At 68.4% G+C, this 25,905-nt stretch carries 32 protein-coding genes; 21 read left to right on the plus strand and 11 right to left on the minus strand.

The features are described from left to right. Positions 1 to 153: 153 nt before the first annotated feature. Positions 154 to 981 carry an ABC transporter permease gene (locus tag WFM69_RS06815; protein WP_337002979.1) on the minus strand — a complete coding sequence of 276 codons (828 nt, stop codon included), beginning with the start codon at positions 979 to 981 and terminating at the stop codon, positions 154 to 156. Beyond that, complete coding sequence (locus WFM69_RS06820) at positions 978 to 1,871, minus strand: ATP-binding cassette domain-containing protein (RefSeq protein ID WP_337002981.1); 894 nt, start codon at positions 1,869 to 1,871, stop codon at positions 978 to 980. The genes WFM69_RS06815 and WFM69_RS06820 overlap by 4 nt, the downstream gene beginning before the upstream one ends. Positions 1,872 to 1,973: 102 nt before the next feature. Here WFM69_RS06820 and WFM69_RS06825 point away from each other — a divergent pair, with 102 nt between their 5' ends. From WFM69_RS06825 to WFM69_RS06870, 10 genes are all read left to right on the plus strand, one after another. Further along, the gene (locus WFM69_RS06825) at positions 1,974 to 2,906 is read left to right on the plus strand and encodes a TetR/AcrR family transcriptional regulator (RefSeq protein WP_337002983.1); all 933 of its coding nucleotides are present in this window, start codon (positions 1,974 to 1,976) and stop codon (positions 2,904 to 2,906) included. A gap of 39 nt (positions 2,907 to 2,945) precedes the next feature. Beyond that, a complete protein-coding gene (locus WFM69_RS06830) occupies positions 2,946 to 3,869 on the plus strand; it encodes a cyclase family protein (RefSeq protein ID WP_337002985.1) in 924 nt (307 codons plus the stop codon). A gap of 75 nt (positions 3,870 to 3,944) precedes the next feature. After that, entirely contained in the window at positions 3,945 to 4,136 is a 192-nt protein-coding gene (locus tag WFM69_RS06835) for a helix-turn-helix domain-containing protein (RefSeq protein ID WP_337002987.1), read from the plus strand. Between the two features lie 154 nt (positions 4,137 to 4,290). After that, positions 4,291 to 4,389: a 30S ribosomal protein bS22 gene (locus WFM69_RS06840; protein WP_003792170.1), complete on the plus strand. Its 99-nt coding sequence runs from the start codon at positions 4,291 to 4,293 to the stop codon at positions 4,387 to 4,389. 79 nt (positions 4,390 to 4,468) lie between these two features. Further along, on the plus strand, positions 4,469 to 4,771 hold the full coding sequence (locus WFM69_RS06845; RefSeq protein ID WP_337002989.1) for a rhodanese-like domain-containing protein: 303 nt from the start codon (positions 4,469 to 4,471) through the stop codon (positions 4,769 to 4,771). Beyond that, entirely contained in the window at positions 4,768 to 5,064 is a 297-nt protein-coding gene (locus tag WFM69_RS06850; protein ID WP_337002991.1) for a glutaredoxin family protein, read from the plus strand. Before WFM69_RS06845 ends, WFM69_RS06850 begins: the two co-directional genes overlap by 4 nt. Then, positions 5,061 to 5,363, plus strand: coding sequence for a Dabb family protein (locus WFM69_RS06855; RefSeq protein WP_337002993.1), 303 nt, complete (start codon positions 5,061 to 5,063; stop codon positions 5,361 to 5,363). Before WFM69_RS06850 ends, WFM69_RS06855 begins: the two co-directional genes overlap by 4 nt. A gap of 166 nt (positions 5,364 to 5,529) precedes the next feature. Further along, positions 5,530 to 6,348 carry a basic amino acid ABC transporter substrate-binding protein gene (locus tag WFM69_RS06860; protein ID WP_337002995.1) on the plus strand — a complete coding sequence of 273 codons (819 nt, stop codon included), beginning with the start codon at positions 5,530 to 5,532 and terminating at the stop codon, positions 6,346 to 6,348. 34 nt (positions 6,349 to 6,382) lie between these two features. Then, positions 6,383 to 7,180, plus strand: coding sequence for an amino acid ABC transporter permease (locus WFM69_RS06865; RefSeq protein ID WP_337002997.1), 798 nt, complete (start codon positions 6,383 to 6,385; stop codon positions 7,178 to 7,180). Beyond that, positions 7,177 to 7,932: an amino acid ABC transporter ATP-binding protein gene (locus WFM69_RS06870; protein ID WP_337002999.1), complete on the plus strand. Its 756-nt coding sequence runs from the start codon at positions 7,177 to 7,179 to the stop codon at positions 7,930 to 7,932. The genes WFM69_RS06865 and WFM69_RS06870 overlap by 4 nt, the downstream gene beginning before the upstream one ends. A gap of 82 nt (positions 7,933 to 8,014) precedes the next feature. Here WFM69_RS06870 and WFM69_RS06875 read toward each other — a convergent pair whose 3' ends face one another. Next, positions 8,015 to 8,194, minus strand: a complete 180-nt coding sequence (locus WFM69_RS06875; RefSeq protein ID WP_337003001.1) for a YegP family protein — start codon at positions 8,192 to 8,194, stop codon at positions 8,015 to 8,017. 613 nt (positions 8,195 to 8,807) lie between these two features. Between WFM69_RS06875 and WFM69_RS06880 the strand changes: the two genes are divergently transcribed. Then, on the plus strand, positions 8,808 to 9,176 hold the full coding sequence (locus WFM69_RS06880) for a hypothetical protein (RefSeq protein WP_337003003.1): 369 nt from the start codon (positions 8,808 to 8,810) through the stop codon (positions 9,174 to 9,176). 75 nt (positions 9,177 to 9,251) lie between these two features. On the opposite strand, the gene WFM69_RS06885 is transcribed toward WFM69_RS06880, so the two are convergent. From WFM69_RS06885 to WFM69_RS06905, 5 genes are all read right to left on the minus strand, one after another. Continuing rightward, positions 9,252 to 10,343 carry an ABC transporter ATP-binding protein gene (locus tag WFM69_RS06885; RefSeq protein WP_337003005.1) on the minus strand — a complete coding sequence of 364 codons (1,092 nt, stop codon included), beginning with the start codon at positions 10,341 to 10,343 and terminating at the stop codon, positions 9,252 to 9,254. Further along, on the minus strand, positions 10,340 to 11,134 hold the full coding sequence (locus tag WFM69_RS06890) for an ABC transporter permease (protein WP_337003007.1): 795 nt from the start codon (positions 11,132 to 11,134) through the stop codon (positions 10,340 to 10,342). The genes WFM69_RS06885 and WFM69_RS06890 overlap by 4 nt, the downstream gene beginning before the upstream one ends. Then, positions 11,131 to 12,069, minus strand: coding sequence for an ABC transporter permease (locus tag WFM69_RS06895; protein WP_337003009.1), 939 nt, complete (start codon positions 12,067 to 12,069; stop codon positions 11,131 to 11,133). Before WFM69_RS06895 ends, WFM69_RS06890 begins: the two co-directional genes overlap by 4 nt. Next, positions 12,066 to 13,208, minus strand: a complete 1,143-nt coding sequence (locus WFM69_RS06900) for an ABC transporter substrate-binding protein (RefSeq protein WP_337003011.1) — start codon at positions 13,206 to 13,208, stop codon at positions 12,066 to 12,068. The genes WFM69_RS06895 and WFM69_RS06900 overlap by 4 nt, the downstream gene beginning before the upstream one ends. 137 nt (positions 13,209 to 13,345) lie before the next feature. Then, positions 13,346 to 13,861, minus strand: a complete 516-nt coding sequence (locus WFM69_RS06905) for a GNAT family N-acetyltransferase (protein WP_337003012.1) — start codon at positions 13,859 to 13,861, stop codon at positions 13,346 to 13,348. Between the two features lie 111 nt (positions 13,862 to 13,972). On the opposite strand from WFM69_RS06905, the gene WFM69_RS06910 reads away from it, so the two are divergent. After that, positions 13,973 to 14,755, plus strand: a complete 783-nt coding sequence (locus WFM69_RS06910) for a sulfite exporter TauE/SafE family protein (RefSeq protein WP_337003055.1) — start codon at positions 13,973 to 13,975, stop codon at positions 14,753 to 14,755. Between the two features lie 5 nt (positions 14,756 to 14,760). Here WFM69_RS06910 and aspS read toward each other — a convergent pair whose 3' ends face one another. Next, positions 14,761 to 16,542, minus strand: coding sequence for an aspartate--tRNA ligase (gene aspS, locus WFM69_RS06915; protein ID WP_337003014.1), 1,782 nt, complete (start codon positions 16,540 to 16,542; stop codon positions 14,761 to 14,763). Between the two features lie 143 nt (positions 16,543 to 16,685). Between aspS and WFM69_RS06920 the strand changes: the two genes are divergently transcribed. After that, positions 16,686 to 17,060 carry a DUF5684 domain-containing protein gene (locus WFM69_RS06920; protein WP_337003016.1) on the plus strand — a complete coding sequence of 125 codons (375 nt, stop codon included), beginning with the start codon at positions 16,686 to 16,688 and terminating at the stop codon, positions 17,058 to 17,060. Between the two features lies 1 nt (position 17,061). Then, positions 17,062 to 17,691 carry a histidine phosphatase family protein gene (locus WFM69_RS06925; RefSeq protein ID WP_337003018.1) on the plus strand — a complete coding sequence of 210 codons (630 nt, stop codon included), beginning with the start codon at positions 17,062 to 17,064 and terminating at the stop codon, positions 17,689 to 17,691. Positions 17,692 to 17,697: 6 nt separating this feature from the next. Here the strand turns inward: WFM69_RS06925 and WFM69_RS06930 are convergent, their stop codons facing one another. Further along, positions 17,698 to 18,591 carry an NAD(P)/FAD-dependent oxidoreductase gene (locus WFM69_RS06930; protein WP_337003020.1) on the minus strand — a complete coding sequence of 298 codons (894 nt, stop codon included), beginning with the start codon at positions 18,589 to 18,591 and terminating at the stop codon, positions 17,698 to 17,700. A 57-nt stretch (positions 18,592 to 18,648) separates the two neighbouring features. Here WFM69_RS06930 and WFM69_RS06935 point away from each other — a divergent pair, with 57 nt between their 5' ends. The 6 genes from WFM69_RS06935 (at position 18,649) to WFM69_RS06960 (ending at position 24,054) form a co-directional block, all read left to right on the plus strand. Beyond that, complete coding sequence (locus WFM69_RS06935; protein WP_337003022.1) at positions 18,649 to 19,053, plus strand: helix-turn-helix domain-containing protein; 405 nt, start codon at positions 18,649 to 18,651, stop codon at positions 19,051 to 19,053. A gap of 73 nt (positions 19,054 to 19,126) precedes the next feature. After that, a complete protein-coding gene (locus WFM69_RS06940) occupies positions 19,127 to 19,777 on the plus strand; it encodes a TlpA family protein disulfide reductase (protein ID WP_337003024.1) in 651 nt (216 codons plus the stop codon). Positions 19,778 to 19,793: 16 nt separating this feature from the next. Continuing rightward, the gene (locus WFM69_RS06945; RefSeq protein WP_337003026.1) at positions 19,794 to 20,579 is read left to right on the plus strand and encodes a cytochrome c biogenesis CcdA family protein; all 786 of its coding nucleotides are present in this window, start codon (positions 19,794 to 19,796) and stop codon (positions 20,577 to 20,579) included. Beyond that, complete coding sequence (gene resB, locus WFM69_RS06950; RefSeq protein WP_442928445.1) at positions 20,560 to 22,377, plus strand: cytochrome c biogenesis protein ResB; 1,818 nt, start codon at positions 20,560 to 20,562, stop codon at positions 22,375 to 22,377. The genes WFM69_RS06945 and resB overlap by 20 nt, the downstream gene beginning before the upstream one ends. Before the next feature lie 4 nt (positions 22,378 to 22,381). After that, entirely contained in the window at positions 22,382 to 23,356 is a 975-nt protein-coding gene (ccsB, locus tag WFM69_RS06955; RefSeq protein ID WP_337003028.1) for a c-type cytochrome biogenesis protein CcsB, read from the plus strand. A 62-nt stretch (positions 23,357 to 23,418) separates the two neighbouring features. Beyond that, on the plus strand, positions 23,419 to 24,054 hold the full coding sequence (locus WFM69_RS06960; protein WP_337003030.1) for a response regulator transcription factor: 636 nt from the start codon (positions 23,419 to 23,421) through the stop codon (positions 24,052 to 24,054). A gap of 8 nt (positions 24,055 to 24,062) precedes the next feature. Here WFM69_RS06960 and WFM69_RS06965 read toward each other — a convergent pair whose 3' ends face one another. Further along, complete coding sequence (locus WFM69_RS06965) at positions 24,063 to 25,625, minus strand: SLC13 family permease (RefSeq protein WP_337003032.1); 1,563 nt, start codon at positions 25,623 to 25,625, stop codon at positions 24,063 to 24,065. A 96-nt stretch (positions 25,626 to 25,721) separates the two neighbouring features. Between WFM69_RS06965 and WFM69_RS06970 the strand changes: the two genes are divergently transcribed. After that, on the plus strand, positions 25,722 to 25,905 hold a 184-nt coding region (locus WFM69_RS06970), incomplete at its 3' end, for an AbgT family transporter (protein ID WP_337003034.1).

Consider the following 25,905-nt stretch of genomic DNA (forward strand, 5'->3'; position numbering starts at 1 on the left):
ACGACAGGGGGGCTTGTCGTCAGGGGCGAGGGTCGGGTCCCCACGACCCTGTGGACTCGGCGGTGCCGCCAAAGATCCTCTTCCAGAGAATGACAGTCCCGCCTGGGCGTGCGACGGAGAACGCCTATGCCCTGGCTGTGACTGCGGGCGTGGTCACCGGCGCGCGGCCTTGCGACGGAACAGCACTGCGCCCCAGACGACTGATGCCAGCAGGATGACCAGGCACCACCCGACGGCCCACCAGGCCTCACCCTGAAGCGGTGCGTCGGTGAGCAGGCCGCGGATCGTCTCGACGATGGGCGTGATCGGCTGGTTCGCGGCGATGGGCTGGAGCCAGTCGGGCATGCTCGCGACCGGGACGAAGGCGCTCGAGAGGTAGGGGAGGAACAGCAGCACGAACCCGTAGCCGTTCGCTCCTTCCGGGCTGCCGGCGGCGAGGCCGATCGCGGCGAACAGGTAGGTGATCGCCAGGATGTAGAGGGCGATCAGTCCAGCGAGGGCGATCCACTCCCACACGTTCGCACTCGGGCGGAAGCCCACCAGCACGCCGACGCCGATCACGATCGCCGTGGCGATGAGATTCCGGAGCACGCTCGCCACCACGTGGCCGGTCAGCACGGCGCCTGCCCGCAGCGGCATGGTGCGGAACCGGTCGATGATGCCGGCACGCATGTCGTTCGCGACATACACCGCGGTCGCCGAGGCGCCGAACCCGGCGCACGTGAGGATGATGCCCGGCACCACGTAGTCGACGTAGGCGCCGGAGGGGTCGATCGCGCCGCCGAAGACCCACGTGAACATGAGCATGAGCATCACGGGAAGCATGATCGCCATGAGGAGCGATTCGCCGTCGCGGAGCGAGTGGCGCAGGCTGCGGCCCACGAACACCGCCTCGGCGGCGATGCCGCGCAGGCGCGGGCGAGGCGTGGGCGACGGCACGGGGGATGCCGCGATGCGTGGTGCGGCGATGGCGATGTTCATGCGAGCTCCTTCACGGTGCGGGTGCGGTCTGCGGGTGCGGTGACGGCGAAGAAGACGTCATCGAGTGTGGGGCGGCGCAGGGTGACGACGCCGTCGGCTCCGTCTTCGTCGAGCAGGTCGAGCGCGCGGCGGAGATCGGCGACGGTGCCGTCGGTGGGCACTTCTCTGAGGAGCGCGCCGCGGGCGTCGTGCAGTTCGACGGTGTCGCCGCCGATGCGTGCCTTCAGCACAGCCGGTGTGCCGAGCGCCGCGATCCGACCGTCGTGGAGGACGGCGATGCGGTCGGCGAGCTGGTCGGCCTCCTCCAGGTACTGCGTGGTGAGGAACACCGTGGTCCCCGCTTTCGCGAGCATGCGGATGATGTCCCACAGGGCGCGACGACTGCGGGTGTCGAGGCCGGTGGTCGGCTCGTCCAGGAACAGCACCTCGGGGGTGACGACGAAGCTGAGCGCGAGGTCGAGGCGGCGACGCATGCCTCCCGAGAATGTGCGCACCAGGCGGGAGGCCGCGTCGGTGAGCTCGAACTGGGCGATGAGGTCCGAGGCGCGACGTCTTGCCGCGGCGCGTCCGAGGCCGGCGAGCCGGGCGAACATGACGATGTTCTCGGTCGCGGTCAGCGCATCGTCGACGGCGGACGACTGGCCCGTGAGGCTGATCCGTCTCTGGACCTCGGTCGCCTCGGTCCGCACGTCCCGGCCCGCGACGGTCGCCGAACCGGCGTCGGCCGCGGCGAGGGTGGTGAGGATGTTGATCGTGGTGGTCTTGCCCGCGCCGTTCGGTCCGAGCAGGGCGAAGACCTCGCCGCGGGCAACGGTGAAGCTGAGTCCGTCGACGACGGTCGTGCCGCGGAAGGCCTTGCGCAGTCCGTGCACCTCGATGGCTGTGTCCATCAGGGGATCCCTTCTGTGTATGTCAAAAACTGTGTATGAGCGACGCAACTGCGTATGACGGTAACACACTGTTTAGCTAATAAACAGAAGTAGGATGGGCGCATGACCGAGACCGAGCCGCCGGAGCTGCCACGAGGGATCGCGCTCGCCTGGGGTGTGGCAGCGAACCCGCAGCGTGGACCGAAGCGCGAGATGAGCGTGGAGAAGATCGTCGACGCCGCCGTCGAACTGGCCGACGCCGAGGGGATCGGAGCCGTGTCGATGGCGGCCGTCGCGTCCCGCCTCGGTTTCACGCCGATGTCGCTGTACCGCTACGTGACGGCGAAGGACGATCTCCTCTTGCTCATGCAGGAGGAGGCCACCGGTCTTCCTCCCGCGAGCCACCTCGAGGTCGAGGGCTGGCGCGCACGACTGCTCGCGCTCTATCAGGAGCAGGTGGTCATGTACCTGCGCCACCCGTGGATGCTGTCGCTGCCGATCACGGGCTCGCCGATCACACCGAACAGCTCCGCGTGGCTCGACGCGGGACTCGCGACGCTCGAGGACACGCCGCTGACGGCCGAGGAGCGGATGGCCGTTGCCCTCGCGGTGACCGGGCATGCGCGCTGGTGCGGGATCGTGCAGGCCGGGTACACCGAGCAGTCCCGTGGGACCGGGCTCACTCCGGACGAGGTCGCCGCACGGGAGGCGGCGCTGTTCGATCGTGTGATCACCGCCGAGGAGTTCCCGGCCCTCCGGCGCGCGATCGACGACGAGGTCTTCCTCTCCGCGGCCGACCCGTTCCGCTTCGCCGTCGAACGCACCCTCGACGGCATCGCCGCGTACATCGCCGGACTCGACCGTGGCGACTCGCATCCGGACGTGACGGAGTGGATCGACATCGACCCGGCCGAGCTCGCCGGCGACCGTCGTCTCAAGGAAGCCCAGAAGGCGGTGCGGGAAGCGGAGAAGGCGCTGCGTGCGGCGCAGAAGATCGAACGACAGACGCTCCGCGAGGCGAGGGAGCGCGTGGCGCGGACGAAGAAGTCCGGCTGATCCGCTCCGGATGTCGTCGGCACGGGTCATGATGTGGGGATGACCGCTGAGTACAGAGCGCACTTCGACTTCTCGATCGCCTTCGCCAATGGCGGGGGCATCCGCGGCGACGGCTTCCGGCTCGACCTGCCGCGTGACGGGATGGGCGATGCGGAGATCGGTGCCCTTCTCGTGCGGCACCTCGGGCTGGCGCTGGTGAGCGCCGTGGAACTCCGCGACCTGGGGATCGTCGAGGAACCGCATCGCGGCAGCAGGGGCGTGGCGGTGGTCGCCGAGGCTGAAGCGGAGGCGGTGATCGATCTCAGCCATCCGATCGAGGCCGGCCTGGTGACCTATCCGGGACTCCCCGCGCCGACCATCACGCCGTTCCTCACCCGAGCCGATTCCCGTGAGCGCTATGCACCGGGGACCGAGTTCGCGATGGACGTCATCACCATGATCGGGAACACCGGCACCTATCTCGACGCGCCGTTCCATCGGTACGCCGACGGCGGCGACCTGGCGTCCCTGGATCTGGGCACCCTGGTCGGCCTGCCCGCGGAGGTGTTCCACCTGCGCGATGCGTGGACGCCCGAGCGTCGAGGCATCGCCGCGACCACGCTCGCGGATCGCGACCTCCGCGGTGCCGCCGTGCTCCTCGACACCGGATGGAGCCGGCACTTCGGGAAACCGGAGTACGCGATCGGCGCGCCCTTCCTCACCGCAGATGCTGCGGCATTCCTGGTCGACGCCGACGTGCAGCTTGTCGGCATCGACTCCCTCAACATCGACGACACCGAGAGCGGCGGAGAGCGGCCGGCGCACAGCATCCTGCTCGCCGGCGGGGTGCACGTGGTCGAGCACCTGACGAATCTCGATGCGGTGCCGGCGAGAGGTGCGCGGTTCACCGCGGCACCGCCCGCGGTTCGCGGGTTCGGCACGTTCCCGGTTCGCGCGTTCGCAACGGTGCCTGCATCCCACTGATCACACGAGTCACTCGGGTTTACACGCGTCCCAGCTACCCCATAGAGTGTGCACATCGAGAAAGGGGTACGTGGGATGCCCGAGGTTCCTGACGTCCGATTCCTCACGGTTGCTGAGGTTGCTGAACTGATGCGCGTGTCCAAGATGACCGTGTATCGACTGGTGCATAGCGGTGAACTGCCTGCGGTCCGTTTCGGACGCAGCTATCGCGTGCCCGAGACCGCTGTGGCCGACGCGCTGCAGCGCCCTATCGCCGACGTCGGCTGACGTCGGCTGTCGGCTTCTCCTCGAGCGTTGGGGCGCTCGAAGGGTGTGACAGCCGAGGCCGCCGGGTTTGCTAGACTGACCCGAGGCATTTTCCGTGCCCGTACCCGGGTGTCCGATTTCGGAGACACCCAGCCACTGACTTAGTGAGGTTTCCGTGGGTTCTGTCATCAAGAAGCGCCGCAAGCGCATGGCGAAGAAGAAGCACCGCAAGCTGCTTCGCAAGACTCGCCACCAGCGCCGCAACAAGAAGTAAGCGGCCAGACACCGAGCGCCTGTCTCCGGACGGGCGCTTTGTGTCTCTGCCCGCATAGCCAGACCGCCGAGAGGACGTCATGAAGTCGATCACCGTCACCGAACTCGCCGAGCGCACCGGCACGCCCCTCATCGACGTGCGGGAAGTGGACGAGTTCGCGGCCGGACACGTGCCGGGGGCCGTCAACATCCCCATGTCAGAGATCGGCAATCGACTCGACGAGCTTCCGGCGGAGGCCTTCGACGTCATCTGCCAGGCGGGCGGTCGTTCGGCCCGCGTCGTCGAGGCGCTCGAGAGCCGCGGCTTCGACGCGACCAACGTCGAGGGCGGCACCGGGGAGTGGATCTCGCAGGGACGCGCGGTCGAGGTGCCGTCGGCGTGACCACGCTGACCCTGATCGGGAAGCCCGACTGCCACCTGTGCGATGTGGCCTCCGAGATCATCGACGCCGTCGTCGCCGAGCTGCCGGATGCTGCGGCGGAGCGGATCGAGATCGTCGAGGCGTCCATCCAGGAGGACCCCGCGCTCTACGAGCTGTGGTGGGAGAAGATCCCGGTCGTTCTGATCGACGGCGAGCTGCACGCGCACTGGCGCCTCTCCCCTGATCGGCTGCGCGAGGCGCTCGAGGACGCCATCCGCGCCGACGAATCCACCCTGCAGAAGGAGTCGAAATGACGATTCGCCATGTCGTGACCTGGAAGCTCGCCGCCGAGGATGCTGCCGAGCGTGGCGCTCAGGCCGCCGAGATCGCCCGTCGGCTGAACGCTCTCGACGGCGTGGTGCCCCAGCTGCTGTCGATCTCTGCCGGAGCGAACATGGCCTACCCGGACGCGAACTGGGACGTGACGCTCGTCGCCGACGTCGCCTCCATCGCGGCGCTGGAGCAGTACCAGGTGCACCCCGCGCACGAAGAAGTCGTCGCATACGTGCGCTCGGTCGTGGCTTCGCGCGTCGCCGTCGACTTCGAGGTCTGAGACGCCGTTCCATCGACATCGAGACTCCGTTTCCACGGTCCTGTGGCGCGCACTTGCAACATAAACGTGATACGCCTGAGGCCGATGTCATTGGTCACGTGACAAGCCGCATGTTTAGATGATCTCCTACCCGCCTGGGCCTTGCCCTCGTCTCACAGGAGCTCACATGCCTCGTCGCCACATACTTGCCGGCCTCGCCCTCGTGGCGACCGCCACTCTCGCCCTCGCCGGCTGCGCGACCGGTTCGACCGGTGCGGGTGACAGCGGCGCCCCGGCCGCCGACAACGAGTACGGACTGGTCGAGGCGGGAACGCTGACCGTCTGCTCCGACGTGCCCTACCCGCCTTTCGAGGTCGAGGACCCGAGCACGGAGACCGGCTACTCGGGCTTCGACATCGAGCTCCTCGGAGCGATCGCCGAGAAGATCGGCCTCAAGCTCTCGGTGCAGGACGTGGGCTTCGACGCGCTGCAGTCCGGCACCACGCTCGCCGCCGGACAGTGCGACGTCGGCGCCTCGGCCATGACGATCACGGACGAGCGCAAGGCGAACATCGACTTCTCCGACCCGTACTACGACTCGCTGCAGTCGCTCCTCGTGCGCACCGACTCGGGCATCAAGTCGATCAACGACCTCGACGGCAAGAACGTCGGCGTGCAGCAGGGCACCACCGGTGAGACCTATGCCGGTGAGCACGCCAAGGGCGCTCAGCTCGTGCAGTACCCCTCGGACGGCGAGCTGTGGCCGGCGATGCAGGCCGGGCAGATCGACGCCATCCTGCAGGACCAGCCGGTGAACCTCGAGCACGAGAAGGCCGACTCCGCCTACAAGATCGTCGAGACCTACGAGACGAACGAGTCCTACGGCTTCGCTTTCGCGAAGGGCGAGAAGGATGCGCTGCTCGATGCGGTCAACGGGGCGCTCAAGGAGCTGCGCGACAACGGCGACTACCAGAAGATCTACGACGAGTACTTCACCGCGAAGTAATCGGCGGCGTCAGTAGATCGGGAGGACCTTGACGATGGCGTTGAGGCGCACGACCAAGAGCAAGCTGTATCGATACTCCGTCTACGCAGTGCTGATCGCGATCGCCCTCTGGGTGATCTTCAGCACTGACTGGGCGCGGATCGCGGAGCTGTACTTCAACCCCGAGGTCGCAGCCAAGATGCTTCCGGGCATCATCACCACGGCACTCGTGAACACCCTGTGGTTCACGGCGGTGGCGTTCGTCGGAGGCCTGCTTCTCGGCGTCCTGCTGGCGCTCATGAAGCTGTCGGCGATCGGGCCGTTCCGATGGATCGCGACGTGTTGGATCGAGCTGTTTCGCGGGCTCCCCGCGATCCTCACGATCTTCGCGATCGCGTTCATCCTGCCGATCGGTCTGGGAGTGCCGGCGACGAAGCTCGGTGGACCGGTGGTCCTCGGTCTCATCGGCCTCATCCTGGTCGCCTCGGCCTACATGGCCGAGACGATCCGCGCCGGCATCCAGGCGGTCCCGAAGGGGCAGACCGAAGCGGCGCGCTCGCTCGGGATGTCGCCCATGAAGACGACGTTCTGGATCATCGTCCCGCAGGGGTTCCGGATCATCATCCCGCCGCTGACGAACGAGTTCGTCCTGCTGCTGAAGGACACCTCGCTGCTCTTCGTCGCCGGATCGTTCATCTGGTCGAAGGAGCTGACGAACTTCGCGCGTGACGCGAGCACGCAGAACGCGAACGGAACGCCGCTCATCATGGCGGCGATCCTGTACCTGATCGTGACGATCCCGCTCACGCGGTTCAGTGCGTGGCTGGAGCGACGGATGGCGAGGCAGCGATGATCACCGAACTGATTGACGTCAACGCCCCGGCGATCGACGTGCAGGGTCTCGTGAAGTCCTTCGGCGAGAACGAGGTGCTCAAGGGCATCGACCTCACCGTCACCAAGGGCGAGGTCGTCTGCGTGATCGGACCGTCGGGGTCGGGGAAGTCGACCCTGCTGCGATCGGTCAACCTGCTCGAGGAGCCGACGGCGGGGAAGGTGCTCATCGAGGGCATCGACATCACCGATCCGGACGTCGACATCGATCGGGTGCGCACGCGCATCGGCATGGTGTTCCAGAGCTTCAACCTGTTCCCGCACCTCGACGTGCTGGGCAACCTCACGATCGCGCAGCAGCGGGTGAAGAAGCGCTCGAAGAAGGAAGCCGAGCTGATCGCGCACGCGATGCTCGAGCGGGTCGGCCTGGATGAGAAGGCGACCGCTTTCCCGGGTCACCTCTCCGGCGGACAGCAGCAGCGTGTGGCGATCGCCCGCGCGCTGTGCATGAACCCGGACATGATGCTGTTCGACGAGCCGACCTCGGCGCTCGACCCCGAGCTGGTGGGCGAGGTGTTGCAGGTGATGCGCTCGTTGGCCGACGAGGGCATGACGATGCTGGTCGTCACGCACGAGATGGGATTCGCGCGGGAAGTGGGTTCGCGGCTGATCTTCATGGACGGCGGGCACATCGTCGAAGAGGGCGATCCGCGGGAGGTCCTCGGCAACCCCCAGCACCCGCGCACGAAGGATTTCCTGTCGCGCGTGCTCTGATCTGAGATCTTTTCCACGACGAGACCCCCTGCTGCAATCCGTTGCGGCAGGGGGTCTTGGCGTGAAGTCGGGGGTGTCGGGCTCAGTCCGCCTCGACGACCTCCGCATCGGCGGCGTTGCGGCGCACAGAGTCGATGCCGTTCAGCGCGGCGGACTTCGACGAGTAGCCCTCGCTGACCGCGATGGCCTCCCCGTTGCCGGCCTTCAGACGGAACCGGTACTCGCCGGACTTATCGGTGTACAGCTCGAACTTGCCTGCCATGAGGCATCCTCTCTCTGTCGTGGTCGAGGGGCAGCGCCCCACGCGCATCAAGCTATCCCGACCCATATATCGGAGGGAAGAGGATCCGCATCCCGGAATCCGCACGCGGTGGATCCGCACCGATATACAACGAGTGGTCCGCGCCGTCTGCATCGTGCCGACCAGGAGTAACGGGTATTGTTTTACCTGTCGAGTGCTGGGGTGCTCGACGCACTTTCTGGGGATCGTCCGCGTCGACTCATGAGGGATCGGTGCGCTGACGCGTTCGTGATGCAAGGGGGAGTCGATGGCTGTCTTCGGTCGTCGCCGGCGGGAAGTCGATGGGCGCAGCTCGCAGTCGGAGCACGAGGATGATGCGCTGCGCAGATTCGAGGACCTCTTCTCCTCGCCGCCGCTGCCCTCGGCACTGCCGACCTCGCTGCCCGTGTCGGTCCGGGCATCGGTGCTGCAACCTCGGATCGAGGAATCGACCCCGGAGAGCCCTGAACTCGGCGAGAGGGACGCGGAAGTCCGCGTCCCCGTGGTGCCGAACCCTGAGCGAGGGTCATCGCTCAGCCGTGCCGGCGCAGACAACGAACTCAGCCGTCCCGGCACAGACAACGAAGGAGCATCAATGGCACAGGTGGAACAGTCGGTACAGGAGCTGCTGACGATCGACGGAGCGGTGGGCGTCGCGATCGTGGACTCCGCATCCGGCATGGCGCTCGCACAGGGCGGTCACCCTGCTTTCGATCTCGGCATCGCCGCGGCCGGCAACTCGAACGTGGTGCGGGCGAAGCTGCAGACGATGAAGGATCTGGGGCTGCACAGCACCATCGACGACATCCTGATCACCCTCGACGAGCAGTACCACCTCATCAACGTGCTCGGTGGGGAGGGCACCGAGGGGCTCTTCGTCTATCTCGTGCTCGACCGCGCGAAGGCGAACCTCGCGCTCGCGCGTCATCGGCTGGCGAGCGTCTCGACGCAGATCGTGGTCTGAACCTACCGGCGCGCGAGAACGCCCTGCTGCCCGTGACGGCGGCAGGGCGTTCTCGTCATGCGAGGAGGGTGCGCCTCAGCCGCGCGGGTGTACCGCGACCGGCTCGGGAGCCACGGCGATGCGCACCCGATCACCGAACGCGGGGTGCGTGCCCGGCGCGTGCTGCACGCGCACGAGCTCGCCGGACTCGGTACGCACCAGCGTGCGACGCATGCTGCCGAGGAACGTGCTCTCCTCGACGAGCGCATCCGCTGCGGCGTCGGACTCGGAAGCGAAGTACACGTTCTCCGGTCGCAGGAACACGTCGACAGGGCCGTCCGCCGGTGACTGCAGCGGCAGCCGCTGCCCCCACACCACGACGTGGTCTCCGTCGGCAACGCCCGAGACCACGCTCGACAGCCCCACGAACGCGGCGACACCGGCCGTCGAAGGCGTGGTGTAGAGCTGCTCCGGCGAGCCGATCTGCTCGATACGACCGGCATCCATCACGGCGATCCTGTCCGAGACGGCCAGCGCCTCCTCTTGATCGTGCGTGACGAACACCGTCGTGATGCCCAGGCGCAGCTGGATGCGGCGGATCTCATCGCGCAGCTGCACGCGCACCTTCGCATCGAGCGCCGAGAGCGGCTCGTCCAGGAGCAGCACCTTGGGCTCGGTCACGAGCGCACGTGCGAGCGCCACGCGCTGCTGCTGGCCACCCGACAGCTGGTGCGGGTAACGGTCGGCGAAGTCGGCGAGGCCGACCAGCGCCAGCGCGTCGACCGCGCGCTTCGCCGCCTCCGCCTTGCCGACGCCGCGGCGGCGCAAGCCGAAGGCGGTGTTCTCGGCGACGCGCAGATGCGGGAAGAGCGAGTAGGACTGGAAGACCATCCCGATGTCGCGCTTGTTCGTGGGCACCCGGGAGACATCTCCGCCGCCCAGGAGGACGGCCCCCTCATCCGCACCCTCGAGGCCGGCGAGCACACGCAGGAGCGTCGTCTTGCCGCACCCGGACGGGCCGAGGAGCGAGACGAACTCGCCGGGCGCGATGTCGAGATCGACACCGTGCAGCACGCGGTTGCCGCCGTAGCTCTTCACGATGCCTTGCAGTTCGACACGGGTGCCCTCGCCCGCCGTCGCGAGCAGCAGATTGTCCTTGGTGCGCGGAAGCGCGTGATCGAGGGTCATGAGCGGGCCTTTCCGGTGCCGCGGGCGACGCGGCCGATGACGAGGAGCAGGAGGAAGACGAACAGCAGCGCCAGCAGGGTGAAGATCGCCGGGGCGTAGGGATCCTGTTTGTTGACCACGACCATGGCGGTCTGGAACACCTGGCGGTTCAGGAGCGAGGCGATCGTGAACTCCCCGAGCACCACGGCGATCGAGATGAGCGACGCCGCCAGCAGACCTTGCCGCAGGTTCGGGGCGAGCACCTTCAGGACGACGGTCGGCCAGCTCGCGCCGAGCGACCGCGCCGCCTCGGAGAGCGTGCGGAGGTCGGCCGCGTCGATCGACGCCTGGATCGAGCGGAACGCGAACGGCAGCACCGTGATCCCGTAGGCGAATGCGAGAGTCCAGGTGCCGGTGCCGAACGTCCGCCCGATCTGCAGGTAGATCGGCGCGAGTCCCACCACGAGCACGATCGCCGGGATCGAGATGGGTAGCAGCACCGCGAACTCGAATGCGGGCTTGAGCTTCGGGAAGCGCAGGTTCACCAGGATCATGGTCGGCGCGAGTAGCAGCAGCACGATCGCGACCGTGACGACCGCGAGGATCAGCGAGTTGCCGAGGCCGGTCCAGATGGGCTTGAGCGTGGCCGCGGCCGCCGGGTCGAACAGGGCCGTCCAGCGGGCGAACGACAGCCCGCCGTCGGGATCGCGCAGTGTGAACAGGAACGTCGAGATCAGGGGGACCGCGAAGAACGCGCCGACCAGGACGCCGATGACCCAGCGGGTAGCGAGAGAGGGACCGAGCCGGTTCACGACTGCCACCTCGCAGCCCGTCGCTGCACCAGGGTGTACAGGGCCATCACGATCCCGACGATCACGATCATGCCCAGCGCGAGTGCCCCGGCGAGGTTCTCGCGGCCGAGCACCGTCTCGCTGGTGAGTGCCGTGCGGATCTGCAGCGGCACGATCTGCGCGCCTTGACTGGCCAGGGCGGCAGCCGTGGCGTACGACGAGAACGCGTTCGCGAACAGCAGCAGCAGGCTGGCGAGGAAAGAGGGCGCGAGCACCGGGATGCCGATGCGCAGCCAGAAGCTCGTCCTCGTGCCGCCGAGCGTGAGGTTGGCCTCGGCCCACTGCGGCTTGAGCGCGGCCAGGGCCGGCATGAACGTGATGACCATGAGGGGGATCTGGAAGTAGAAATAGGGGAGGATGAGCCCCGGCAGCTCGTACAGCCAGGTGCCGTTCTCGAAGATGTTGACGCCGAACGTGTCCTTCAGGAACACGGTGATGACGCCCTGGATGCCGATCGTGGCGATGAACGCGAACGCCAGCATGACGCCACCGAACTGCGCCAGCACACCGGCTGCGGCATCGACGGCGGAGCGCGTCCGCCCCTCGGGATCCATGCCGAGCAGCGCGTAACAGACGAGCGCGCCGACGATCGCGCCCACCACGGCGGTGAGCAGCGAGAGCCCGGCGGAGTTGGCGAAGGTGTTCAGCACCACCGGGTCGGTGAGCGCCGACAGGTTCGCCCAGGTGAACGAGCCGTCCTTCGTGAAGAAGCCGGAGCCGATCGACAGGACCGTCGGAACGGCGAGGAACAGCACCACGTAGGCGGCGAAGGGGACGAGCCCCAACCAGGCCAGGGACGGAGCGGACCGCCGGGCCCTCGCATCACGCGAGGACCCGGCGGGGGAGGCGGGTGCGGATGCCGTGGCATCCGCACCCGTTGCGGTGAGGGTCGTCACTGGACCGCCGCAGCCCACTTCTCGCCGAGCAGCGTGCCGGCGTTCGTCGACTGCTCCTCGGTCGGGACCACGGTCTCGGCCGGAGCCTCGGGGAGGGCGGCAGCCAGGTCGGCGTCGATCGTGCCCGCGTCGGTCATGGCCTCCATGCGCACCGGACGAGCACCACCCTTCAGCCACAGGTTCTGCACCTCGTCGCTGTAGAGGAACTCCTGCCACAGGCGGGCAGCCGCCGGGTGCGGGGCGTCGGCGTTGATGGCCTGGTTGTAGTAGCCGGCGTAGCCGACGCCGTCGAACACGACGACCTTCCAGTCCTTGTTGTCTGCCGTGTGCGACGCGTTCAGGTAGTCCCAGTCGAACACGACGGGGGTCTCGCCGCTCGCGATCGTCGCGGTGGTCACGTCGACCTTGAGCAGGTTGCCGGCCTTCTGCAGCTCGGAGAAGAAGTCGATTCCGGGCTGGAAGTCATCGAGCGTGCCATCGGACTGCACGGTGGCCATGCCCACGGCGGCGAAGGCCGCACCGGCCTGGTTCGGGTCGCCGTTGATCGCGACGGCACCCTTGTAGTCGGCGGAGAGCAGGTCGCTCAGCTCGGCCGGGGCCGGGAACTTCGACGAGTCGTAGCCGATCGACATGTACCCGCCGTAGTCGCCGACGAAGAGGCCGGTGGGCTCCTTCAGCGCGTCGGGGATGTCATCCCACGTCTGCACCTTGTACGGCGCGAAGACATCGGTGTTCTGCAGGGCGACCGTGAGGCCGATGTCGAACACGTCGGGGGCGGTGTCGAGGCCCTCGTTGGTCTTCGCGGCCTGGATCTCCTCGGCGCTCGAGACGTCGGGGGAGGCCTCGTTGATCGTGATCTCCGGGTACTTCTCGGCGAACAGATCGAGGATCTCGCCGTAGTTCGCCCAGTCGCGGGGGAGCGCGATGACGTTGAGCGATCCCTCGGCCTTGGCCGCAGCCTCGAGGTCGGCGAACGTGCCGAAGTCGGCGACGGAGGTCGCCGCGGACGCCTCCACGCTGGAGTCGCCCGAGCCGGTACCGGCGTCGGCCGCGCCGGAGCAGGCGGTCAGGGCGAGTGCGGCCGTGGTGGCCAGGGCGATGCCGGCGCCGATGCGCGCGCGGCGGGTGAAGCGAGCCATGAGTGTCCTCTCGGTGTCCGGCGCTGTGAGCCGGTGTCGGGTTGCGAGAGGACACTATGAGGCCCAGGTGGACAGTCGTCGCGGCTCAGGTGAACGAACGGTGGCGAGGTGATGGCCGGACGGAGGCCGCGGGCGGCTCAGCCGGGGGAGACCGTGTACTTGAAGCCGCGGTGCGAGCCGACGTAGCCCAGCCGCTCGTAGAAGCGGTGCGCGTCGGTGCGCGCGGCATCGGACGTGAGCTGCACCATCGTCGCGCCCACGGCGGGGGCCGCGACCTCGCCCACCCAGCGCATCACCGCGGATCCGATGCCCGAGGAGCGCAGGGAGCTGCGCACGCGGACCGCCTCCACGAGCAGGCGCCGTGCGCCGCGGCGGGCCATCCCCGGGATCGAGGTGAGCTGGAGGGTGCCGACGAGTGCGCCGTCGAGTTCCACGACGAGCAGGTCGTTCGACGGTTCCGCCAGGATCTCGCGCAGTGCCGCGGCATACGCGGGGCGGTCCTCCACGGATGCCACATCACCGCGCGCAGCGCTGATCGGGTCGTCGGCGAGCAGAGCGATCACGGCATCGGTGTCGGCGGAGGTCGCCCGCCGGAGCAGCGCACTCCCGAGGCGTGATTCGAACGGGTGGGGCAGAGGGAGGGCGTCGAGCATGGCATCAGTCTGCCAGCGCGCACGGAGAATGCCGGAGCCGCGGTGACTGTCTGGAATCATGGCGAGGTGGATATCGGCGCGGTGCTCGGACTGGAACAGCTCACCTGGGGGATGCTCCTGCTCGTGGTCATCGCGGCCTTCTGCGCCGGCTGGATCGATGCGGTCGTCGGCGGAGGCGGACTGCTCCAGTTGCCGGCGCTGCTGCTCATCCCCGGCATCTCCCCGGTGCAGGCGCTCGCCACGAACAAGCTGGCATCGGTGTTCGGCACCGCGACCAGCAGCGTCACCTACTATCGCCGCGCGAAACCCGATCTCCGCACGGCACTCCCGATGGCGATCATCGCGTTGATCGGGTCTTTCGGGGGCGCTGCCGTCGCGACCGTGCTGCCGCCTGCCGCCTTCAAGCCCATCATCGTGATCGCCCTGCTCGCGGTGGCGCTGTTCACCGCGTTCCGACCGCAGATGGGCGCCGCGACCCGGCTGCGGTTCCACGGACACAAGCACCACATCATGGCGGGCGTCGCCGGTCTCGGGATCGGCTTCTACGACGGGATGATCGGGCCCGGCACGGGCACGTTCCTCGTCATCACGCTCGTGGCGCTGCTCGGGTACGACTTCCTGCAGGCGAGCGCGAAGGCGAAGATCGTCAACCTGGCCACGAACGCCGGCGCGCTGATGCTGTTCATCCCGCACGGCGCCGTGCTGTGGCTACTGGGCGGCATCCTCGCGGTCGCCAACGTCGCGGGCAGCTACCTGGGCTCGCGGATGGCGATCTCCCGGGGGACGACCTTCATCCGCGTGGTGTTCCTCGTGGTCGTGATCGCCCTGATCGCGAAGCTCGGTGTCGACGTGTGGAACGAGAACATCGTGCCGGCGCTCGCCGCCCTGCGCTGAGGGCGTCAGGCCTCGTCGTCCTCGGGCTCGTAGTCGACGCCGGCCTCGGCGCGCTGCGCGTCGGTGATCGGTGCCGGAGCCGCGGTCAGCGGGTCGAAGCCGTTGCCGGACTTCGGGAACGCGATGACCTCGCGGATCGATTCGGTCTTGGTGAGGTGCTGCAGCACACGGTCCATGCCGAGCGCGATCCCGCCGTGGGGCGGGGCGCCGAACTTGAACGCGTCAAGCAGGAATCCGAACTGCTCATCGGCCTGCTCGTCGCTGATGCCCATGACCTCGAACACGCGCTTCTGCACGTCTTCGCGGTGGATGCGGATCGAGCCGCCGCCCAGCTCCGAGCCGTTGCACACGATGTCGTATGCGTAGGCGAGGGCCGATCCGGGGTCGGTGTCGAACGTGTCCTGGAACTCCGGCTTCGGGCCCGTGAACGCATGGTGCACGGCGGTCCAGGCGCCGGCGCCGACGGCCACATCGCCCGAGGCGACGGCGTCGGCAGCAGGCTCGAACATCGGGGCGTCGACGACCCACGTGAAGGCGAACTCATCCGGGTTCAGGTAGCCGAGGCGGCGACCGATCTCGACGCGTGCGGCACCGAGCAGTGCACGGCTCTCCTTCGTGGCACCGGCCGCGAAGAACACGCAGTCTCCGGCTTCGGCGCCGACGAGCGCGGCGAGTCCGGCCTGCTCGGCCTCGGACAGGTTCTTGGCAGCGGGGCCGCCGAGGGTTCCGTCTTCGTTGAACAGCACGTAGGCGAGACCGCGGGCGCCACGCTGCTTGGCCCAGTCCTGCCAGGCGTCGAGCTGCTTGCGCGGCTGGCTCGCCCCGCCCGGCATGCGCACGGCACCGACGTACTCGGCCTGGAACACGCGGAACGGGGTGTCCTTGAAGTACTCGGTAGCCTCGACGAGCTCGAGCCCGAAGCGCAGGTCGGGCTTGTCGGAGCCGTACTTCGCCATGGCGTCGGCGTACGTCATGCGCGGCAGCGGGGTCGCGACCTCGACGCCGATCGTCGCCCACATCGCCACGATGAGCGACTCCATGAGGGTGATGACGTCTTCCTGGTCGACGAAGCTCATCTCGATGTCGAGCTGCGTGAACTCCGGCTGACGGTCGGCGCGGAAGTCCTCGTCGCGGTAGCAGCGGGCGATCTGGAAGTACTTCTCCACGCCGCCGACCATGAGCAGCTGCTTGAACAACTGCGGCGACTGCGGCAGGGCGTACCAGCTGCCGGGGCTCAGGCGGGCCGGCACCAGGAAGTCGCGGGCGCCTTCCGGCGTGGAACGGGTGAGGGTGGGCGTCTCGACCTCGGTGAAGTCTTCGGCGTGCAGCACGTCGCGGATCGCCTTGTAGACGTTGGAGCGCAGGCGCAGGGCCGACGCCGGAGCCGGACGGCGCAGATCGAGGTAGCGGTACTTGAGGCGTGCTTCCTCGCCGATCGTCTCGGTGTCGGCCAGTGCCGTGGATACCTGGAACGGGAGCGGTGCCGACTCGTTCAGCACCTCGACGTCGGTCGCGATGAGCTCGACCTCGCCGGTGGGCAGGTTCGGGTTCGCGTTGCCCTCGGGCCGCAGCGACACCTCGCCGGTGACCTTCAGCACGAATTCGTTGCGCAGCGGGTGGGCGATCTCCTCGTCGCGGATGACGACCTGGGCGATGCCCGAGGCATCCCGCAGATCGATGAAAGCGACTCCTCCGTGGTCACGACGGCGATCGACCCACCCGGAGAGGGTGACGGTCTGACCGATGTGCTCGGCTCGCAGCGAGCCTGCCGAGTGGGTGCGAAGCACGGAGGATTCCTTCTGATCTGGGAAATGATGAACCCGCCCATTCTACGGGGGCGGGCGGAGCCGCTTCGGCCCGGTTGGCGGGACCCGGGCCGGCATATCAGTAGGATCGCCACGACACAGCCTTCTCACAGAAAGAGTGCACCGTGGACAACAACGGCATCACCGATCTCTACGCGTCGATCTTCTCCGGCACCACCGGCTTCATCGCGCTCATCTTCTACATCCTCGTCGCGGTCGGACTGTGGAAGGTCTTCACGAAGGCGGGCTACCCCGGAATCCTCGCGATCATCCCGATCGTGAACCTCGTCTTCCTGGTGAAGATCGCCGGGATGTCCGGGTGGTTCGCCCTGCTCTACCTGATCCCGATCGTGAACCTCATCCTCGCGATCATCGTGGCCTTCAAGCTCGGCGCGCGCTTCGGCAAGGGCGGGGTGTTCTCCTTCTTCCTGCTGTTCCTGTTCCCCTACATCGGGTACCTGATCCTCGGTTTCGGGGACTCGCGCTACAGCAAGGCGTGACATGACGGCGTCCCGGTTGCACCTGGTCCGACACGGTGAGGTGCACAATCCGGCTCGCGTGCTCTACGGTCGGCTGCCCGACTACCACCTGAGCGACGCGGGCCGGGGGATGGCCGCCGCCGCGGCGGATCATGTCGCCTCACTCGATCGCCCGGTCGTCGCGCTGTACGCCTCACCGTTGGAGCGCGCGCAGGAGTCGGCGGAGCCGTTCGCGGAGCGGTTCGCCCTCGTGCCGGAGATCGACATCCGCCTGATCGAGCCGACGAACGTGTTCGAGGGGACGCAGATGCGCCGCTCCCTGATGAACCCGCTGAACTGGTGGCACCTGCGTCAGCCGTCGCTGCCCAGCTGGGGCGAGCCGTACTCATCCATCGCGGAGCGGATGCTCGGCGTGATGGGGGAGGCGTGGGATGCCGCGCCCGACGGCGACGTGGTGATGGTGTCGCATCAGGCGCCGATCTGGATCACGCATCTGCGGGTGGCGGGCCTGCCCTTGCGGCACGACCCGCGCACCCGCCGATGCGCCCTGTCCAGCGTCACCTCGTTCGAGCGCGTCGGCGACGTGTGGCGCGAGGTGGACTACGCGGAACCCGCCGCCACCGGTGGTGCCGTAGACGTCGGGGCGGTCTGAGCGCGCTCAGGCGAGTGACTGGATGATGCCGATCGCCGCGAGCTGACCGGCCGCGGCCGCGAACAGCACCGACGCCATCGGCCCCGGCAGGCTCGCGCGGTGGGCGAGATCGCCCGCGGCGAAGACCCCGTCGAGCGAGGTGCGGCCGAAGTCGTCGATCTCGATCGATCCGGATTCGAGCATGCGCAGTCCGAGGTCCGCCGCGAGGGAAGAGCGCTGCCGCATGGCTCCGGCGGCGACGAAGACGCCGTCCACGAGGGACTCGTCTGCGGACGTGCGGATCCGCACTCCGGTGCCGTCCTTCTCGACGGATGCGACCGGCACGGCGCTCACCCGCACTCCCCGCGCTTCGAGCAGCAGACGCTCGTCGTCCGAGAACGCCTCGTCCACCGGGAAGACGGTGATGTCGCCGACGATCCTGCCGAGCAGGCCGATCAGGTGCTCCGCCCGCGGGGCGACGCCGAGGATGCCGATCGCCTTGCCGGCATGCTCGTGTCCGTCGCAGAACGGGCAGCTGAACGCGACCGTGCCCCAGAGGTCCGACAGGCCGGGAATGCTCGGCAGGTCGTCGGCGATGCCGGTGGCGAGCACGATCCGACGGCCCTCGACCTGCGATCCGTCGGCGAGCTGCACCTCGAACGCGTCCGCCGCACCGTGGATGCTCGTGACGGCGGCGTCGCGGATGTCCACGTCGTCGTAGGCGGCGAGCTCGCTCCGGGCCTTCGATCGCAGTTCGGCGGGCGGGGTGCCGTCCTCGCCGATCATGTTGTGCATGTGCAGGACGGTGCCGTTGCGATACTCGCCGGAATCCAGGAGCAGTGTGGAGCGGTGCATCCGTCCGAGGGTCAGCGCGGCCTGCAGTCCTGCCGGTCCTGCGCCGATCACGATCGCGTCGTACATGAGGATCCTTCCGATGGAGATCTTGTCTTCCGGCCCAGTGTGTGAGTTCATGTCAACATGAAGTCAAGTTCCGATCATCCGTGGTCCGTCGGCGAGGTCGCCGCGCGCTTCGATCTGCCCACCAATGTGCTGCGGCACTGGGAGTCGGTCGGGCTGCTGCGGCCGCCGCGGGACTCTGCCGGACGGCGTCGATACGGCGAGGACGAGGTCGTGCGCATCGCCGGAATCCAGCGCAGCAAGGCCGCGGGAATGACGCTCGAGCAGATCGCCGTGATGCTGGACGGCGGGAGCGCCGGGCGGCACCAGGTGCTGCAGGACCACCTGGACGACCTCGATCGGCGCATGGAGGACATGCGCCGGTCGCGCGAGATGACCGAGCATGCGATGCGCTGCCGTGCGCACGACATCGCCACGTGCCCCCGATTCCGCGCCGGCGTCGACGACGTCCTGGCGCGTCTCTGACCCGCCCGGAGCGCGCTTCGGAGGGCCGCTGCACCCGGCCCATGCATAGGAAGCTCTGCGTAAACTCGGAGTCGTGCCACTCGCCTCGACGGTTCTCTCGATCCGCAGCGGCCGCTCCTCCCGCATCCGGCGTTCGCGTCGTGCGGTCGGTGCCGCGCTCGCTGCGGTGCTCGCCATCGGTCTGAGCGCCTGCGCTCCGGATGCGGTCAGTGAATCCTTCCTGAGCGGCGAGAACACCGGCTACGTCGCTGCCGACGGCGCCATCGTCGAGATCCCGGTCGCCGATCGCGGCGAGCCCGTGCAGTTCGGCGGAGTGACCGAGGACGGCGAGAAGTTCGACAGCGCCGACCTCGCCGGCAAGGTCACCGTCGTCAACTTCTGGTACGCCGGCTGCGCACCGTGCCGCCTCGAAGCGGCCGATCTGGAAGCCGTCTGGCAGAAGTACAGCGACGACGACGTGTCGTTCATCGGCATCAACACCCGTGACCAGGCCGACACCGCGATCGCCTTCGCCGACGAGTTCGACGTGACATACCCGAGCCTGATCGACGTCGACACCGCCGAGGCCAAGCTCGCCTTCGCGAAGGTCGTGCCGATCGCCGCGACCCCGACCACCCTCGTGCTCGACAAGCAGGGCCGGGTCGCCGCGAAGATCATCGGACCCATCGACGGCACCTCGATCCTCTCCACGCTCGTCAAGGACGCGCTCGCGGAGGACTCGTGAGCGTCCAGGGAGACTCGTGAATCCCGGAGAGATCATCGGATCGGGTGCCCTCTGGATCGCGCTTCCGGTCGCGATGCTCGCCGGACTCGTCTCGTTCCTCTCCCCGTGCGTGCTGCCGCTCGTGCCCGGCTACCTCGGCTTCCTCGGCGGGGCGGTCGCTCCGCGCCGGGCGTCGTCGGCACCCGCTGGCTCGGGCCAGGCGACGCAGACGACCGACACCGCGACCCGCGCCCGGCTCGTGCTGGGCGTGCTGCTGTTCATCCTCGGCTTCACGATCGTGTTCGTCCTCTACACCGTCCTCGGCGGCACGGTCGGGGTGTTCCTGCTGCAGTGGGGCGACCTGATCACCCGCATCCTCGGCGTCGTGATCATCGCGATGGGGCTGGTGTTCCTCGGGCTCTTCGGCTTCGCGCAGAAGGAGTTCCGCTTCCACGTCGACTCGAAGGCCGGCATCGTCGGGGCACCTCTTCTCGGCATCGCGCTCGGCATCGGCTGGGCGCCCTGCATGGGGCCCACGCTCGCCGCGATCATCGCCCTCTCCTTCAACGCCGGCGACCCCGTGCGGGCCGGGTTCCTCGGGCTGGCGTACTCGCTCGGCCTCGGCATCCCGTTCCTGCTCGTCGCGCTCGGCTTCGGCTGGGCGACGAAGGCGATCGGGTTCCTGCGTCGTCACATCCGCGTCGTCAACATCATCGGCGGCGTGATGCTGATCCTGCTGGGCGTCCTCATGGTCACGGGCCTGTGGACCGACATCATGTCCCGGCTGACGGCGGTGATCGGCAGTGTCGTCCTCCCGCTCTGACCGTCCCGCGCAGACCACCACGAAGAACAAGGGTGCCGTGAACAGCGACTCCAGCGATCCGCTCCGTCCGTCCGACCACGTCGACGGCGACGACTCGATCACCCAGCCGCGGCTCGGCGTCATCGGCTGGCTGCGGTGGGGGTGGCGCCAGCTCACCTCGATGCGCACGGCCCTGATCCTGCTGCTCGTGCTGGCCGTCGCCGCGATCCCGGGCTCGATCTTCCCGCAGCGGATGGCCGACCCGAACGGCGTGACCCAGTGGGAGCGCGACAACCCCGACCTCTTCCCCGTGCTCGACGGCCTGAAGATGTTCGACGTCTACCTGTCCCCGTGGTTCTCGGCGATCTACCTGCTGCTGTTCATCTCGCTCGTCGGCTGTGTGATCCCGCGCATCAAGCACCATGCCAAGGCGCTGCGTGCCCGTCCGCCGCGCACCCCCGCCCGACTGCAGCGGCTCGAGGACTACCGTGCGGTCACGCGCGACCCGTCCGCCGACTCCGGCACCAGGACCGGGGATGCCGAAGCCGAGGCCTCCGCGTCGATCGACGTCGCGACGAAGCAGCTCAAGGCGCTCGGCTACCGCGTGGAGCGCTACGACCGCGGCCGCACGTTCTCGGTCTCGGCGGAGCGCGGCTACTGGCGCGAGACCGGCAACCTGCTCTTCCACCTCGCGCTCGTGGGCGTGTTGATCACGGTCGGCATCGGCGGCGGCTTCTCGTACACCGGTCAGCGCGTGCTGGTCGAGGGGGAGACCTTCGCCAACACGCTCCTCGACTACGACTCCATGAACCGTGGCCGCTTCGTCGGAGATGACGCCTTCGCGCCGTACTCGATGCGCCTCGACTCGTTCGACGTGACCTATCAGCCGTTCGGCGAGCCGGGCTCCGGCCAGGCCGGCAACTTCTCCGCCAACGTCACGGTGCAGGAGGATGGTGCGGAGCGCACGGGTTCGGTCAAGGTGAACGAGCCGCTCGCGGTCGCCGATGACGATGTCTTCCTGTTGGGCAACGGCTACGCCCCCACGGTGACCGTGCGCGATCCCGACGGCAAGATCGTCTACCGCAGCAGCACGCCGTTCCTCCCGCAGGACAACAACATGACCTCCCTCGGGGTGCTGAAGGTGCCGGATGGCCTGGCCGAGCAGGTCGGCCTGGTCGGGTTCTTCTACCCGACGACCGGCGTGCTCGACACCGGGGCGTTCTTCTCCGCCTACGGCGACCTCACGAACCCGACGCTCACACTCGACGTGTACACCGGCGACCTCGGGATCAACGAGGGCGTGCCGCGCTCGGTCTACGTGCTCGACACCACGGGCATGACCAAGCTCACGGGTCGCACCACCGACGTGAAGTCGATCGAGCTCACCCCGGGGCAGACCGCGCAGCTGCCGAACGGCCTCGGGTCGGTGACCTTCGAGGACGAGTCCCCGGCGGGCGCGACGGACGCCTCGAAGTCGGTGAAGCGGTTCGCCTCGCTGCAGATCCACCGCGACGAGTCCGGCGTCTGGGTGCTCGGCTTCGCGCTGTTGGCCCTCGGCGGCCTCATGATCGCGCTGTTCGTGCCGCGGCGCCGCGTGTGGGTCAAGGCCACGGCGCACGACGGCGAGATCGCGCTGGAGTACGCCGCGCTCGCCCGTGGCGAGGACCCCACGCTCGCCGTCGCCGTGGACGACCTCGTCGCCGGCCACGCCCGCCTGCTCGACACCGCCGGCGGCACGACCGCCCGCCCCGACGACACCGCGGACGACTCCGCAGAGCCGGAGTCCACCCCGGCAGACGACACCCGGAAAGTAGACTGACACCATGCTCGAGCTCAACGTGATCTCGCCGGTCCTGCTCTGGACCGCGGTAGCGATCTACGCCGCGGCCTTCGTGGCCTACGCCTTCGATCTGGCTCGGCGCTCGCAGGCGACGGCCGACGCGCAGACCGTGCGGGAGTCGGTGCTCGTCGGTGCCGGAGGAGGGAGCGTCACCGCCTCCTCTGCCGGAGCGGATGCGCCCGCGGCTCCGCAGCGCTTCGTGATGGCACGGATCGGCACCTCGCTCACCGTGCTCGGGTTCGTGTTCCACCTGGCCGCCACCGTCACCCGCGGTATCGCCGCGGGACGCGTGCCCTGGGCCAACCTCTACGAGTTCGCGATGATCGGCACGCTGCTCATCATCGCGGTCTACCTGATCGTGCTCACGCGCATCGATCTGCGGTTCCTCGGCACGTTCATCACCGGCCTGGTCGTGGTGCTGCTCGGGCTCGGAGCGACGAACTTCTACGTCGAGGTCTCCCCGCTCATGGACCCGCTGAAGAGCGTGTGGCTCATCATCCACGTCTTCGTGGCCTCGCTCGCGACGGCCTTCTTCGCACTCGCGTTCGCCCTCTCGGTGATCCAGCTCATGCAATCGCGCCGCGAACGCCTGATCGGTGAGGGTGCGGCGAAGACCGGCCCCGGCTTCCTCCGCACGTTCCCCGGGTCGGTGCGCCTGGAGAGCCTGGCGTACATGTTCACGATCATCGGCTTCATCCTCTGGACGTTCACGCTCATCGCGGGTTCGATCTGGGCCTACTACGCCTGGAGCCGCTTCTGGGGCTTCGACGTGAAGGAGACCTGGACCTTCGTGATCTGGGTCATCTACGCCGGCTACATCCACGCTCGCGCGACCCGTGGCTGGCGGGGAAACCCCTCGGCGTGGCTCGCGATCGTCGGATTCTCGGCCGTGATCTTCAACTTCACGATCGTGAACGTGTTCTTCAAGGGCCTGCACGCCTACTCCGGCTTGAGCTGATCCCCCGTCCCGCGGTTGTAGGCTCATCGCATCAGCGGGAGCACCGAAGGCGGGAGTGCCGAATGCCCATTCTCGTGGGGATCGTGGAAGGCCATCCGGCGATGCTGCTCGGCGTCGCCACGATCCTCGACCGCGGCGGAGGCATCCGCGTCGCCGCAAGGGGAGACACCGCGGCATCGGTGGCGACCCAGGCCCGACGACTCGATGTGATCCTGCTCGACCTCGCGCTCCCCGACGGTTCCACACCGGCCGAGAATCTGCGCACCCTGGAGCCTCTCGGTGCGAGCGTCATCGCGTTCACGTCGGGTGATCGACCGCAGCGCCTCCGCGAGGCCGCGCGTGCGGGAGCAGCCGGCATGATCAGCACCTTCGACGCGCCGGAGGCCATCACCGCGGCCGTACGATGCGCGGCGCAGGGGCACGTGTTGGCCACGGCGGCGTGGGCGGCCGCGCTCGACTCCGACCATCAGTTCGTGGCGGCTCATCTCAGCAGGAGGGAGTCCGAGGTGCTCTCGCTCTACGCTTCGGGCGAGACGGCGGAGCGGGTCGCGCAGACGCTGTTCCTGTCGCGGGAGACCGTGCTCGACCACATCCGCCGCATCCGGGCGAAGTACGCCGCGGTCGACCGCGCGGCGCCCACCAAGGTCGACCTGTTCCGTCGGGCGGTCGAAGACGGTCTGGTGCTGCAGGGGCGCTGACGGTCGCGTCAGAACGACCAGATCAGCGGGACGTAGAACACGGCCACCGCGAAGAACAGGATGATCAGCGGCCACCCGAACCGCGCATAGTCGCCGAAGCGGTAGCCGCCGGGTTCCATCACCATGAGGTTGGCGGGGGTCGCGACCGGCGTGAGGAACGCCGCGGCTCCGGCGACCGTGAGCGCCATCAGGAACGGCAGCACCGAGACGTCCATCGCGCCGGCGAGGGCGACAGCCACCGGGGCCACGATCAGCACGGTCGCGGTGTTGCTGATGAGCTGCCCCAGCACCAGGGTGATCAGCACGATCACGGCGACGGCGGCGTGCGGTCCCGCATCGCCGAGGAACGAGCGCAGCCCGTCGGCGATCAGCTGCGCGGCACCGGTCTCCTGGAACGCGGTCGAGAGCGGGATCATGCCGGCGACGAGGATCACCGTCGTCCACGAGATCGCCCGATACGCCTGCGTGATCGAGACGACCCGGGTGAGGATGAGGGCACCGGCGGCGAGGAGGCCGGCGATCGCGGCCGGCACGATGCCGGTGGCGAGCAGCACGATCATCGCGAGGAGGATGACGGCCGTCCGTTTGGCGCCGACGCCGAGGGGGACCGAGCGGCGCAGCGTGCGCGGAGCATCGACGACCAGCACTTCCTCGCGCTTGGACGTGTGCCGGTGCAGGTCTTCCCACGATCCGTCGAGGAGCAGGGCGTCGCCCGCTTGCAGGTCGGTGCCCGACTCGTCGAGCGCCTCTCGCCCGCGGCGGACCCCGAGCACCACGAGGTCGCCCGACGGGGTGCACATGCCGGGGAAGACGTGCAGTCCGATCAGGGTCGAGCGTGGCGGCACGACCACCTCCGCGACGCCGCGCGAGGCGGAGACCAGCGCACGGTCGGAGGAGAGGGCGTAGTCGCTGCGCAATGTGGCGGCCAGGCGCTCGAGGTCGATCGGCGCCGACGTCGGTGTGCGCTCCGGGAGCAGGCGGTTGCCGAGGAGCAGGACGATCGCAAGGGTGCCGACCACCAGAGGGAGGCCGGCCAGCGCGAACTCGAAGAACCCGAAGGGCCGGGCGCCGTTGTCGGCGGCGACCTCGGACACGATGATATTCACGGGAGTGCCGGTGAGGGCGAGCATCGAGCCGGCGTGGGCGGAGAAGGCGAGCGGCATCAGCATCTGCGAGGGGCGGATGCCGGCACGTGCGGCGACCACGACCACCAGCGGGAGCAGCGAGGCCACCGCGCCGTTCACGCTGATCACGGCGGTCATCACCGCGGTCAGGAGGCCGATCGTGAGCAGCAGCCGCGACCGGCTCGTGCCGGAGCGGGTGACCACCTCCTGACCTGCCCACGCGACGATGCCCGTGGACTCCAGCGCCTCGCTCACCACGAACAGCGAGGCGATGAACAGCACGGTCGGGTCGCCGAAGCCCGCGAGCGCCGAGTTCAGCCCGAGCACGCCGGTGAGGTAGAGGGCCACCGAGACCCCGACGGCGACGACGCCGAGCGGGATCCGGTTGGACACGAAGGCGATCACCGCGCACAGCAGGATGACGAGTGTCGCGATGATCGGGTCCACGGCCCCACGATAGGGCGCGGCCAGGATTCCCGGCGACCCCCCTAGTTCTAGGGGGTGCGCTTGCAGGACGTTCTCACCCGACACGATCATGGGGCTATGGCCGCTGAGAAGTCGTTGAGCGCCCCGGATGCCGAGAGCAAGGGGTTCCTGAACTGGATCGAGAAGGTCGGCAACAAGGTGCCGGATCCGACGATCATGTTCGTCTATCTGATCGCCCTGATCGCCGTGCTCTCGGCGCTCCTGTCGTGGGCGGGGGTGTCGGTCACCGACGACGTCGTCG

This window comes from Microbacterium sp. LB12 (assembly GCF_037150835.1).
Lineage (GTDB): Bacteria > Actinomycetota > Actinomycetes > Actinomycetales > Microbacteriaceae > Microbacterium.